General features: G+C 35.9%; 5 protein-coding genes. 1 reads left to right on the top strand and 4 read right to left on the bottom strand.

The genetic code is table 11. From position 1 onward, the window contains the following. Window positions 1-7: 7 nt before the first annotated feature. The 3 genes from QZN33_RS04300 to QZN33_RS04290 all read right to left on the bottom strand — a co-directional run bounded on the left by QZN33_RS04300 (window position 8) and on the right by QZN33_RS04290 (window position 9,273). Window positions 8-7,423, bottom strand: coding sequence for a DUF3320 domain-containing protein (locus tag QZN33_RS04300; protein ID WP_296789719.1), 7,416 nt, complete (start codon window positions 7,421-7,423; stop codon window positions 8-10). Window positions 7,424-7,581: 158 nt separating this feature from the next. Beyond that, complete coding sequence (locus QZN33_RS04295; protein WP_296789718.1) at window positions 7,582-8,406, bottom strand: PfkB family carbohydrate kinase; 825 nt, start codon at window positions 8,404-8,406, stop codon at window positions 7,582-7,584. An 18-nt stretch (window positions 8,407-8,424) separates the two neighbouring features. Continuing rightward, window positions 8,425-9,273, bottom strand: a complete 849-nt coding sequence (locus QZN33_RS04290) for a cation diffusion facilitator family transporter (RefSeq protein ID WP_296789717.1) — start codon at window positions 9,271-9,273, stop codon at window positions 8,425-8,427. A gap of 121 nt (window positions 9,274-9,394) precedes the next feature. Between QZN33_RS04290 and QZN33_RS04285 the strand changes: the two genes are divergently transcribed. Continuing rightward, complete coding sequence (locus QZN33_RS04285; protein WP_296789716.1) at window positions 9,395-9,577, top strand: hypothetical protein; 183 nt, start codon at window positions 9,395-9,397, stop codon at window positions 9,575-9,577. 603 nt (window positions 9,578-10,180) lie between these two features. On the opposite strand, the gene QZN33_RS04280 is transcribed toward QZN33_RS04285, so the two are convergent. Further along, window positions 10,181-14,483: Ig-like domain repeat protein (locus QZN33_RS04280; protein WP_296789715.1), on the bottom strand; the 4,303-nt coding region annotated here is incomplete at its 5' end.

Genomic DNA, 14,483 nt, shown 5'->3' with positions numbered 1-14,483 from the left:
ATCTCACCTAGTTAAGCTCAACATAATCATTGACTATTTTAACGCGATTGTTTGCAATCATTAAATCCAAAACGCTGTTGATTCTTGAAGCAGTCTTTTTGGAAGTTGACTTGAAACCGAAATTACGTGAAGTTTCTTTTGCAATATCCTTGGTTGTGATGTTGTCTTTGTGAATTAAAACCGCCTCTATGCTTTTAGCTATCTCTTCATCGGAAATCAGTTCTATATTAGGCTTGTTCCTTTTTCTGATTATTACATTATTGCTTGATGCATCATATAAAAAATCACCGATTTTGATAATTTCACCGGAGTTTTCAGCTTCGGCAATAGCAGAGTTTACAGTCTTTTTCAGTTTGGAACCTGCTCTTTTTACATGGCAGCTGTCCTTAACTCTGTTAGTGACTTCCTTAATATGAATCGGACCTTCAACATCAACAATTGTTTTAACGGACTTTGCAATATTTGCTATCGGCTGTGAATAAAGCTCGCTTTGTGAATTTAAACCAATGTCGGTAACCTGAACGTAATCCACGATTTCATCTTCAAGTTTTTTCTTGCCAGGAAGTTTCTTATCATCAAAGGCTTTCAGTTTATTATTGCTTTGATACCTTTCTTTTTCGATTTCCTTATAATCTTCATCTGCTGAGAGAATCATTTCCTCTAATGCCTCATCATCTGAGATGGCTCTTTGAGGGGTCGGAACGATAACATTTTCATCTTCAAAACTTCTTTCAAATTCATCAGGAGAGTATTCTCCTCTGATTGACTCTTCCTCCATCTGAATGATTTTATCTGAATCATCATCACTAGGCTGTGAGAGATAATCATTAGGATCATAATCTTCAGTTCTGTCAACAACAGAAACATAATCTATCTGAGTCGGATTTTCAATTTCATTAAGAGACTTGTTAATGTAGGCCATATCCTTTTTAATTCCTCGAATGGAATCTTTTAAAGACCTTTTCTGTTCATTTTTATAATAGACATTATTTTTCCTTAACGGATTTGTAACATCTGTTGCACCTTTAAAGTAGATTACTTCGTCCTGTGCAGGCGCATCCTCAGCATCATCCTCTTTCTGCTCAGCGATTGGAGTTTCTTCTGTCTGCCGAGTAGCATCTGAAGTATCTTTTTCGATATCTGAAGAAGTCTCAGGAGCAATCTGTTCATCTTCAATATCGGAAGTGATTTCCTCATCAACATATAAATCTTCAATGCTTGATTCAAACTCTTCAATGTTACGGCGGGAAACATTAATCGGTTCATCAGGTTTATGTTCAGGAGTTTGCGGAACATCTTTTACGAGTTTAACATTTTTACCTTCAAAAACATCATCCATAAATTCGTTTATAGCTTTATCAACGATATTTACAGCTTCTTCATGAATTTCATCATTATTATGGCTTAAATCAGGCAGTTCGTCATTGAAAATATTCCATTCTTCATCTTCTTCATCAAAATAATCTTCAGGATAATCACCGTTTACAATTTCCGCCTCAACAACAAAATCATCTTTAGGAGCCGGTTTGTGCAATGCTTCCTCTTCATCAATTATTTCCCCACGAACGGTTTCAACCTCTTCACGTTCGAGTTTGGACTCACCGGACATTACATCTGAAATGACTGATTTTACATAGTTCGCTCTTCTGTTTTTAACTTTAGCATTTTGAGGATTTTCCAAATTACCTGAATTATCTGAAGTTTCTTGTTCAGCTGCTTCCCCGTCACTGTGGTCAACATAAATATAATCATCATCAGAGCCTGAATCAGCATTATCCTCAGAAGATTTTTCCTCATGGCTAACTTCAGTCTCTTTTATATCCTCAGATTGTCTCTCATGATGTTCTTCAGAGACTTTAACATCATCATCATAATCGTCAGATATTTTGATTTCTTCTTCAACTTCAACATCATCTTCATAGTTTTCTTGATTGTCAAAGTCGTTGATTTCCTCTTCAAATGATTTATCTGATTTGATATTTACACCTGTGGAAAATACTGGTCTTTTAATGTTTTGAGTTTTTACATCTTCTTTAACATCGTCTTCTTGGATGAATGTTTCTTCTTCTAGTGGTTCATCATCATATTTGGAAGCGTAATCCTCAATATCGAATTCATCATCTGGTAAGTCATCGGCCACTTCATCATTTGTGTGGTCAACATAAATATAATCATCATCAGAACCTAAATCCACTTTATCATCAGCAATATCTTTTTTATTATCTGATTCAACTTTAACATCATCAAAATCAATGTCTTCAGGCATTTCTTCTTCCAAATCTGAATCATCGCCTAAATCTCTATGGAATTTAAGTCCTGAGAAAAATGAAGATTTGTGGGATTCCTCATCATCATCACTTTCATGAGTGATAAAGTCCCTAATTTTTTGTGATAAAGACCTTGAGTGTGATTTTGTTTCATCAGAATAATCGGTATCGTCTTCCCAGACTTCAGCATTATCTTCAGGAGAAACATCCTTGTCATCTTCCCAGACTTCAGCGTCATCATCAACTTCTTCAGGTTCTTCCTGAGATTCCCAAACTTCTTTTTCATCCTGAGAATCAGAATCAGTTACTTGTGTTTTTTCGCCAACAACAGAGTCATCTACTGTTGTATCATAATCAACAGAATCAGCCTCTGCTGTATCCTCAACAACAGGATCAATCACAGTAACATCCTCATCAACAGAATCAACTACTGTTGTATCATAATCAACAGAATCAGCCTCTGCTGTATCCTCAACAGCAGGATCAATTACAGTAACATCCCCATCAACAGAATCAGCTGCAGGAGTTTCCTCACCAATATCAACAGAATCAACTACTGTTGTATCCTCAACAACAGAATCAACCACAGTAACATCATCATCAAGAGAATCGGCTACTGGAATTTCTTCATCAACATCCTCTTCAGTGACATCTGTAGTTTTAACATCTTCCTGCAGTTCGGATAAATCTTTTTCAATGGAAGCATCTTCCTTGAACTCGGATGCATCTTCGCTAAATTCTCTTTTCTCATTATCGTCTTTTACTGTGACAAATTCAGAAGGAGTATCTTTTTGAGTATTATCATCATTGATTGTATTTTCACCGACAGGAGCTGCACTTACATCTTCTCCAAAGAATTCTTCAGGGTCTATTGCACTTACATCAATCGGTTTTTCCAATACGTCCCCGTCATCGACCTTTTCAACTTCAACAAAATCGGCAGGTCCGATGTCTTCAGGATTTATTTCAGCTTCCTCGGCTTCTTTTTCAGCTCTTTCTTTTTCTTCCCTTTCACGAGCTAATCTTAATTCTTCAGCTTTTTTCTCAGCTTCACGTCTTCTTTTTTCAGCTAATTTTTTCTCTTCTTCAGATCTGCGTCTTTCTTCTTCACGGGTTTGGCGAATTGATTTTTCAACAAAGTCTAAAAGTTTTTTACGACCTAAATCCCTGTTTCTGTACCAGTCGGTTGACCATAAATGGTACAGTTTCCAGCCAAGGCCAGTCAGGACCTGTTCACGAAGCCTGTCTCTGTCACGGGCCACTTTGCTTGAGGCATACATTTTTCCGTCAGTCGTAATTCCCAATATGTATTTGCCTGGGTTTTCATCATCAACAATAGCCAAATCAACTCTAAAACCTGCACAACCGATTTGCCTGTCAACAGTATATCCGTTTTCTTCTAAAAAGTTAGCAATTGCATCTTCAAACGGTTCTTTAGTGTGTTCATCAGCATCGTGAGTGCCTAATGTCAGGTTTTCAGCATATTCCAGAAATTCCTTAAGGGATTTTACACCGTAAGGAGGATTGGCTGTAAGATTCATGTCATAAGCTTTAAAGTTTGAAAATACTACACATTTTTCTCTTGCACGTGTAATCAGTACGTTCAAACGTCTTTCCCCACCGTCCTGATTCAGCGGACCGAAATTCAAAGACATTTTTCCGTCCTGGTCGTATCCGTAACCTACACTGATTAGAATAACATCCCTTTCATCCCCCTGGATTGTTTCAAGGTTTTTTACAAAGAAACGTTCTTCCTTGTTTTCTGAAAACAGAGGTTCATATTCAGGATGTTCTTTACGTTTTACCTCTAAAGCTTCAAGTATAGCGTTTTTCTGTGCAACGGAAAATGTTCCTACACCTAAACTTTTGGTATCGCCGTACTTTTCAAAGTGGTTGAAAATCTCTTCCACAACATCTTCTGCTTCGAGAGGATTTTTGGATGAAGCTCCTCTTAAGTACTGGGTATTCGGATTATAGTGGAATTTTAATCCAAGTTCAGGGTCTGAATGTGAAGGTGAAGGATAAACCAGCAAATCATTATCGTAAAATTCCCTGTTTGATACTGTAATCAATGATTCATGGCGGGATCTGTAGTGCCATTTAAGCATTTTTACCGGAAATGACAGTTTACATAAATGGAGAATACTTTCCATATCCAGTGAAGTTGCCTCTTCCTCATCGCTGTCTGCATCGGACATCTGGTCGAAAAATGAAGTCGGAGGCAGCTGCTGAGTATCTCCCATAACGACTGCAGTTTTACCTCTCATGAATGCACCAAGTGCATCTTCAGGTTTTACCTGACTTGCTTCGTCAAAAATAACTACATCAAACTGAAGTTCCTCATTAGTCGGGTCAAGATACTGTGCAATTGATAGAGGAGACATCATAAAGCAAGGTTTAATCTGCTTTATCATTCCGCCTGCTTTTTCCAATAATTTTCTAACAGGCATGTGTCCGCTTTTTCTTGTAAATTCCCCTGCCAATATCTTTGCCTGAGGGTTTTCGGTTCCTCCGAAAATCTTTGGAATGTTGCTGTTCAGTTTATGGAATATTCTTTTACGGTTAAGTGTTAAAATCTTTTTATCCAAATCCTTGAATTCACGAATTCTGTTTTCATGAAGTTCACCGACAAATGTTGCCAGTTCCTGATTTTCTACAAATAATATATTTAAAAGTGAATCTGCGAAGTTTCCTTCAACCAGTGCTTCAATGTCATATTTCTGAATGTTTCTCTTTTCTATTGAGTCCACAAACATCTTTGCATTGGAGGTTTTAAGCGCATTTTTAGTGTTGAGATACTGTGACCATAAATGAAGGCTTGATAGCTGTCCTCTCCATGTATACAGCTGTTCTTTCCATGCTTCAAACGGTACGTCACCTGTTTCTCTTTTAAAGATAAGTTTACTTCTAGGGTTCAGTTTTTCCCTTAATCTGTTCAGTACACGTACAAACTCTTCACCGGAATCAATGTAGTCTGCAAGGTCTCTTTCAGGGTTGATATCAAAGAGATCTTTGCTCATAAGGTCAATTGTATTTTGTGAGAATGTACCTTCCCGGACAAGCGCTGTAAATTCATGCATCCAGCGGGCAATAGCTTTCAGGTCATTAGGATTTGCATTAAGATGCCAGTATCCTCCGTAATATTTTCTGCCCAGTGCATCGTTAGCTTCCAGAGTTCTTCTCATTTTTATTACTGCTTTTGCTTCCTGCAGTTCTCTTATGATATCCTCAGCACTGCCTGTTACGGGACGTGCGTAATATCTCTGTACAATTTCCTGGTGCTGATTTGAATTAAAGAATCTGAAACGTTTGTGTGAAAGCTGCTGAATCTCATAGATTATACGGTCAATATCTGCCTGTAAAATGCTCTGATTGAATTTGTTTAAAATTCCGGCATATTTCTGATATCTTTCAAGTTCCTGAATCAGTCTGAATGCATCATCATTGTTGTTATTCCATGCTCCGGATTTGAGGATGCTTCCGTCTATGAGTTCTGCATTCTGTGATTTGATTATTTCAAATGCAGAAAGTGAATTTTGAAACTCATTCATTGTGTCTGGTTTTTTAATTCCGTAAATGTCATAGACTCTTCCACGTTCAACAAGGAAATTATCAAGACTGTGAAGAGTATCGCTGATCAGCATTTCAATTTCTCTTAAGTCAGCCGGAAGCAGACTTTTCGGAGCGCATTTGCTCCATGGATTTTCCTTTGAAATTGTCTGGTAAAGCTCAGCAAGGTTTTCTAAAGCTATCTTCATGTCATCCAGGTCTTTTAGAGTAACGCTTTCAGGATTTTCAAATCTGACCAGCGGCATCAATGTATCTTTTTTTGCGAAATGGTCATCAGCTGACTCCTTCATACCGTATAGCTGGAACGGAGACAAGTTTACCGCAAAGGCAGGCTTATGAATAATCTGTGAATAGTCATCAAGCTGACGGCGTAAAGTTTCCAGTTTACGTATGGTCTGGTCAATGTTTAAAGGTTCCTGATGGCGAACATTGGTTGCCTTCTGCAGGTCTTTCAGGAACTTTTTACGTCTGGTTTTATGTGAATGAAGTTCGAGAACAAACTTGCCTAAACCCACACCGGTCAGACGGTCCTTTACCACATCCAGTGCGGCCATTTTCTCAGATACAAATAAAACTGATTTTCCTTCAGCAAGAAGCTCCGCTATAAGGTTTACGATTGTCTGGGACTTACCTGTTCCAGGTGGTCCTTCCACAACAAGGTTACGGCCAGCTTTTACATCCTGGATTGCCGCAATCTGTGATGAATCCGCATCGAGAACCTGATACATGCTTCTGTATTCAAGCTGTGTGTCAATGTCCTCTTCCTTAAATGCTTCCTGGTCATTTTTTGCAGGATTAAAAATAGCCTGTATCAGTTCATTTTTGGTTAAATCAACATTATCGGCCCACGCTTCAGGGTTCAAATCATTGTACATTACGAATTTGGTAAAACTGAAAAAACCTAATGCAACGTTATTGTTGACGTTCCAACCGTCCATTCTTGAAACTGCACGGCGAACGCTTGCAATATAATGGTCAATTACCTCACCGTATCTTTTGAACTGAAAATCAGGAAGTTCAATGCCCGCTTCAAGAAGCTTTGCCTTAAGTGAGATGTTTGTCTGGATATCTTCTCCGGTCCATTCGAGATTGAATGATTCACCGACCTTTTTTCTCTCCATTGCAACAGGAATCAGAACCAGAGGCGCGTTGTTTTTTTGTCTAGGCTTGGATTTGTCTTTCCATTCAAGAAATCCTATTGCCAGATACAGGATGTTATAACCCTGTTCCTGAAGCATTGTCTTTGCCTGGTTGTTAATGTAATATAATCTTTTTTGAAGTTCCTTAGGGGTCAAATCAGTGGCTAATTTTCTGTCGCCTTCTGTAAACTTAGAAAAATCAAAAGGAATGTGGTCCCAGACTGAAGACTTGTCTTCTTTTTTGTCCTTTTTGTTGGCGACAAAATACATTTTGCTGTCCTGCAGCACCAAAGTCTGGAAAAGATTTGCAGGGCTTTGATTTACTATTGTAATTGTTTTAGCTCTTGTTTTGAAATTAAGAAGCTGGTTTCTTAAAGTTAAGTCCAACAGTTCCCTACGTAAATTCTTAAATTCCTTTTCGATTAGATTAGTTGATTTGTTTAACATGATGACCCTTTAAAGTGTAAAAAAAATTTAGAATGCATATATTATTATAATCATATTAACTTATAAAGTTTTCTAAACTAATCAATAATAAGTGAAATCTATTAAAAGTTAAAAATACTCAATATTAAAAAGTATTATTATAATATTTTAAAATTAAGTTATCCGTTGGAATTGTAAGGTCCGAAATTTTTTATTTTTTCACTTGCAATTCTTGATGCAAAGTTTCCGGCATTTTCAGATGATTTCAAGAGTAATTTCTGTGTGATGTATGCCGCCATAAATGTATCTCCGCAGCCGGTTGTATCCACAACATTATCACATTTTACAGCCTTTATTCTTATTTCACCTTCACTTACAATTCTTGAACCGTTACTTCCGTCAGTTATGACCATCTCATCTACATCATAGTGTGTCCCAATAATATTCTTTTCACGTTCATCCAAAAATATTGTATCAACGCCTGATAAAATAGCATCCAACTCATCAAAGTTATCTAATTTTAATCGATAGTTTTCATTTACTTGATTGTCAGGGACTCTTAAAAAACCCTGCATGGACATGAAGATAGGAACATTGAAAGTTTTCAGGTATTCGACAGTTTCAAGAGGAAAATCATAACGGTTAAGGGGATTTAAAACAAATGCATCAACATCAACACCATCCAGTACGCCTTCCAGATCACTTTTTAAAATAGGAATATTTGCGAAATTGCTTAACTGATAGCGGATATCGGGGTTTTCGGGATTGGGATATTCATTGATGAAAAAATGAGTAGAGTCCTTTTCAATGACTTTAACTTTATCCGAATCGGGAAAGCCGCTGACGAGATTTTTGCTTTTGCAATTTACAACCGCCAGATAATCAGTGTAAAACTCTTCAAAGACAAAACTTTGAAAATATGTAGCTCCTCCAATCTTTATGGAGCTTTCATCACCAATAACAATTAAATCCTGTGTAACCGGACCGATAACAACCAATGTCATAAATTTCCCTTTTTAATTCTATTCAAGTTCAATAGTAATGTCTACAACGTGATACCTGTTTGAAATTTGATAAATCTCTTTTTTAATCTGACTGACATCCTGGCCGAAATCAACGTCAACCTTTAGAGTCATAACCGAATCGATTCCGTCTAAAGACCATATATGAAAATCATCGATTGCATTAACGCCTTGTATATCCAGAATGGAATTTTTAAACACGTTAACGTCGAAATAATCAGGAGTCTTTTGAAGAAGAACTTCCAGTGACTTGTACAGATTTCTTCCGAGATTGAATATCAGCCACAGTGCAATACCTATTGAGACAAACGGATCAAGATATGGTGCACCGTCCCAGAATATCAGAACAACACTCAGTATCAGTATTGCCAGCCATTCGAAGATATCTCCAAGCTGATGGAAAAATATTGCCTTTTCATTGAATGTTTCACCTTTATGAAGACGATATACTGAAAGTGATTTGAAAACAAGACCTATAATTGATATGACAAGCATTCCTTCAGCATCAACACCTTCAGGTGCAAATAGTCTCGGGATAGCTTCCTGAAGAATTACAAAAGCCATTATGATTACAAATACTGAGATTATTACGGCTCCGAGAATTGAAAATCTCTGATAGCCGTATGAGTAGTTATCTGTAGAATCCTTCTGTGAAACCTTTTCAAGCACCCAAGCAAAAGCAATTGAAATGGTATCTGAGAGGTCATGTATACAGTCTGCAAGGATAGCCACACTGTTTGTAGCAAGTCCTCCGACGATTACAATAATATTAAAAGCCAAATTCATAAAAAAAACAAATGCTAGATTATCACCTGCTTTTTTGTGATGATGATGCGTATCAATTCTCATATTAAAATAATCTATTAAAATAAATATAAAAAGTTAGCTAATTTTTAAACAAAAAGAAATAGAATGAAATTTAGGTTAATTTTATATAACTAAACAAATAAAATTATAGTAGTGATAAAAAATGGCAGCGATAGTTGGAACTACAATATTTTCACATATTTTACCGGTTGTCTTCGGATTTTTCTCAATCCTTTTAATAATCTCCGGAGCATTAGATGAAAACAAACCGAAATTAGGTTTAGGAATTGCATTTTTTGTAATTGCATGCATATTCCCTTATGTAGTTTTAAGTGTTTTAGTCTAGAGTTATCCTGAAAATTATTTCTAATTTTTATATATTATTATTCAAAAGCTTATTTAAGCGTTATTAAAGAAATTTTTGACCAAAAAAGGTCATTGATATTTATTTTTAAACATCAAAGCATTTCCAATGATATTTTTGAAAACACAAAAGTAATGATTTACTTTAACATCCGCCTTTTTGAATTTAAAATCTGATTTTAAAATGAACTTGATATATATGCAGTGGTTTTAATTAACTTTAACATTGCCAAACCCTTCCGTTAAAGTGAAAAGCCATTAAGAATATTGAAGATGGAGATTTACTTTTGATTTAATTAACATTAACGTTAAAATAACGGTAGCTGATCTGAAACAGAATCTACTTTAACATCAGCCTTATGAGATTTGAAATCTGATTTTAAAATGAGCTTGATATATATGCATAATTAAAGGAAAGGCTGATTTTTAATAGCCTTAGCGTTAATGTAAAAAGCAACTTATAAAAAGATAGTTGCAAGGCCAGTTTTAATTAAAATGACACATCCAATTGATTAAACTGAATGTGATATTTGATGGTGAAATGATTTAGAAAAAAATAAAAAATAAGGAATTGAAAAATCCTTATTTAAATTATTCCAAGTTTTTTGGCAGTCTTTTCATCAACCTTGCCGGTTACTTTCAGGCCTTTGGCTTTCTGGAACTGTTTTACAGCTTTTACAGTGTAGTCCCAGTAGATGCCGTCAACCTTCAGGTAATGACCGTAAGCTGTGAGATAATATCCGTTGTTTTTCAATGCCCTTTGAATCTCTTTAACAGTTGATTTTGCTTTGCTTCCTTTAGATATTGTTTTCCAGGTAGAAATGACTTTAACAGTTACTTTCTTGCTAGCCTTGTTGAAGTACTTGTTTCCTTTATATGTTACGGTTGCCTTGAATGTTCCAGTTTTGGAAAGTTTGGTAATTTTGAATGTAGCCTTGCCTTTACTGTTTGTAGTGGCTTTATATGTTTTGCCGTTTACTTTCAGATAGACTTTGGCATTCTTGATTGGTTTGCCGGTATTGTCCTTTAATGTTATGGTGTACTTTTTGTTTTTAGTAGTTGTCTTGAACATTTTATTGGAAGCAGTAATCTTTGGAGTTGCCTTTTTAACTACAACCTTAGCAGTGGCATCTGATCCAAGATAGTTGTTGTTGCCTGCAAATGTTATTTTTGCATTGTATGTTTTTGGAACCAGATTGCTTACTTTAATTTTGATTTGGCCGTTTTCATCAGTAGTGTAGTTTTTAATTGTGTTTAAATCAACAGTTACACTAGCATTTGCCAAAGGATTTCCTTTACTGTCTTTTAATGTGATTACAAGATATTTGTCGACTTTATATGTTGCAGTCACATCAGCTGCAGTAATCTTGGTGGAATCCTTGTCTATACTGATTGTAGTAGTTTTTGAAGCAGATTTGTATTTATCATCACCGGAGTAAGCTATTTCAGCAGTATGGTTTCCAGCGTCTAATGCTGGTAGCTTGACACTTGCAGTTCCATTAGTTACAGGTACGGTATTGATTTCTTTACCATCAACTGTTAGTGTTACGTTTCCTGTTGAGTCATCTGGAAGCTTGATATCAACAGTAGCATTATCACCGAATTCAATGTCTGACGGAATTGTAATTTCAGGAGTTATATCATTTTTAGAAACAGAGATTTCTTTAGTTTCATTTACAGGATTGTATTTGCCGTCACCGGAGTAAGCTATTTCAACAGTGTGGTTTCCAGCACTCATGGAAGGAATTGTAACATCAGCATTTCCATCTTTTACAGGTACAGTATCTACAACTTCGTCGTCAACTTTAACTGTGACATTGCCTTTAGCATCAGCCGGCAATACTACATTGACTGTTGAATTATCACCGACAGTAATGTTTTCAGGAATTGAAACATCTGCAGTTGTGTTTATTTTATTTACTGTTACTGTAACGGTGGTTGAGATTTTAGCATAGATTTCATCATCTCCAACTTCAATGGTAATGATTGCTCTACCTTCACCGACAGCGGTAACAATACCATTTTTATCTACAATGGCAACAGATTCATTGCTGGATGTGTACTTAATTTTAAGCATTATTGTATCAGGGTTTATAGTTGCATTAATTGCGCTTGTTTCATCAACTTTTAAATTCAAAGTATCGTTTTCAACACTGACGCTGGCGTCGTTTAATGCGACATTGACGGTTATTGTCTTGTTTTCAGCAGCAGTATAATTTTCGTTACCTGCAAAACTGACTGTAATAATTGCTTGACCTTGACTATTAGCAACAATAGTTACATTATCTTCAACAAAAACAAGATCTTCATTACTGGATGTGAAAGTTAAATTACCTGCACCCGCAGGAGTTAAATTCGCTAAAACAGGGACCTCATCACCTACTTTTAAATCAAGTGTTTCATTAGCGAGAATGATTTCAGTAGATAATTTATTTACAGTAATGTTGACTTCTTTAGTTACTGGATTGTGATTTTTGTCAGCTATTGTTGTTACAGTTAATGTGTAATTTCCTGCGCCTAAACCTGAAATTGGAATAGTATAACCATTGACAGTTACATTAGCTCCGTCAATTTTAGCAGTAATGCCTGTTGCTCCTTCAGTTGTTACAGTAATATTTTTACTTTCACCATAATCTAAAACAACATCATTAACGGTTAAAGTAGCATTAACCTTATTAACAGTAATGTTAGCTTCTTTAGTTACTGGATTGTGATTTTTGTCAGCTATTGTTGTTACAGTTAATGTGTAATTTCCTGCGCCTAAACCTGAAATCGGAATAGTATAACCATTGACAGTTACATTAACTCCATCAATTTTAGCAGTAATGCCTGTTGCTCCTTCAGTTGCTACAGTGACATTCTTGGAGTCACCATAATCCAATTCAACATCATCCAATGTTAAGGTTGAATTAATTTTATTGACTGTGATTGTAGCAGTTTCTGTTACAGCAGTATGGTTTTCATCAGGAACATTAGTAACATTCAAAGTATAAGTTCCAGCGCCCAAACCAGAAACAGTAATCTTATTATCATTTACACTAATAACAGCAGAAGGCTGATTGACAACATTAGCAAGGACTTCACTTGCACCAGTGAAAGAAACATCACCAGAACCCTCACCATCATAATCAAATACAATATCACCAACAGTTAACGTGGATTCTACCTTATTGACTGTGATTTTAGATGTTACATTTACAGGATTGTGATTATCATCAGGGATTGTAGTTACAGTCAATGTGTAATTTCCTGCGCCTAAACCTGAAATCGGAATAGTATAACCATTGACAGTTACATTAACTCCATCAATTTTAGCAGTAATACCTGTTGCTCCTTCAGTTGCTACAGTGACATTCTTGGAGTCACCATAATCCAATTCAACATCATCCAATGTTAAAGTGGAATTAATTTTATTGACTGTGATTCCAGCGGTTTCTGTTACAGCAGTATGGTTTTCATCAGGAACAGTAGTAACATTCAAAGTATAAGTTCCTGCAGCCAAACCAGAAACAGTAATCTTATTATCATTTACACTAACAACCGCTTTAGGTTGGTTGATAACGTTAGCAGTAACTTTGCTTGCACCGGTGAAAGAAACATCACCAGAACCCTCACCATCATAATCAAATACAATATCACCAACAGTCAATGTAGATTCTACCTTATTTACTGTGATTTTAGATGTTACATTTACAGGATTGTGATTATCATCAGGGATTGTAGTTACAGACAATGTATAATTGCCTGCACCTAAACCTGAAATCGGAATAGTATAACCATTGACAGTTACATTAACACCATCAATCTTAGCAGTAATACCTGTTGCGCCTCCAGTTGTTACAGTAATGTTTTTAGTTTCACCATAATCTAAAACAACATCATCCAATGTTAAAGTGGAATTAACCTTATTGACAGTGATTGTAGCAGTTTCTGTTACAGCAGTATGGTTTTCATCAGGAACAGTAGTAACATTCAAAGTATAAGTTCCAGCAGCCAAACCAGAAACACTAATCTTATTACCACTTACACTAACAACAGCAGAAGGCTGATTGACAACGTTAGCAGTAACTTCACTTGCACCAGTGAAATACACATCACCAGAACCTTCACTACCATAATCAAATACAATATCACCAACAGTTAACGTGGATTCTACTTTGTTTACATTAATGTTAGCTTCTTTAGTTACTGGATTGTGATTTTTGTCAGCTATTGTTGTTACAGTTAAAGTGTAATTTCCTGCACTTAAACCTGAAATTGGAATAGTATAATTACTGACAGTTACATCAACACCATCAATCTTAGCAGTAATACCAGTTGCTCCTTCAGTTGTTACAGTAATGCTTTTACTTTCACCATAATCTAAAACAACATCATCTAATGTTAATGTGGAATTAACCTTATTGACAGTGATGTTGACTTCTTTAGTTACAGGGTTGTGATCATCATCAGGTATTGTTGTTACTGTTAAATTGTAGGTTCCTGCATCTAAAACAGGAATTTGAATAGTATAATTATTAATAACAGTCACATTGTTACCATCAATCTTGGCAGTGATTCCAGTGGCTCCGGTAGTTGTTACAGTGACATTCTTGGTTTCACCATAATCTAAAACAATATTGTCCAAGGTTATTGTTGAATTGACTTTATTGATTGTTATAGTTCCATTGTTGATAGTGACATTGTCAAGTCCAACATATGTTGCATTGATTTTATATTCTCCGTAAGCGTCAAATGTATGTTCTGCCCACCAGGTACCATTAGTACCATAAGTCGCATTGATTTGGGTGCCGTTTGGTAAGATAAATAGTAATTTACCTGGCATAACTTCACTGAAAATATTTGATTTTGCAGTGATGTTAACAGTCTTGTTGTTGGTTGTAAGAGAA

Origin of the sequence: uncultured Methanobrevibacter sp. (assembly GCF_900314615.1) — an archaeon.
GTDB lineage: Archaea > Methanobacteriota > Methanobacteria > Methanobacteriales > Methanobacteriaceae > Methanocatella.
This window is presented reverse-complemented; position numbering and strand designations above follow the sequence as displayed.

Coding starts and splice junctions, on each gene's coding strand:
- QZN33_RS04300 (WP_296789719.1), bottom strand. CDS start 7,423: ATGTTAAACAAATCAACTAATCTAATCGAAAAGGAATTTAAGAATTTA.
- QZN33_RS04295 (WP_296789718.1), bottom strand. CDS start 8,406: ATGACATTGGTTGTTATCGGTCCGGTTACACAGGATTTAATTGTTATT.
- QZN33_RS04290 (WP_296789717.1), bottom strand. CDS start 9,273: ATGAGAATTGATACGCATCATCATCACAAAAAAGCAGGTGATAATCTA.
- QZN33_RS04285 (WP_296789716.1), top strand. CDS start 9,395: ATGGCAGCGATAGTTGGAACTACAATATTTTCACATATTTTACCGGTT.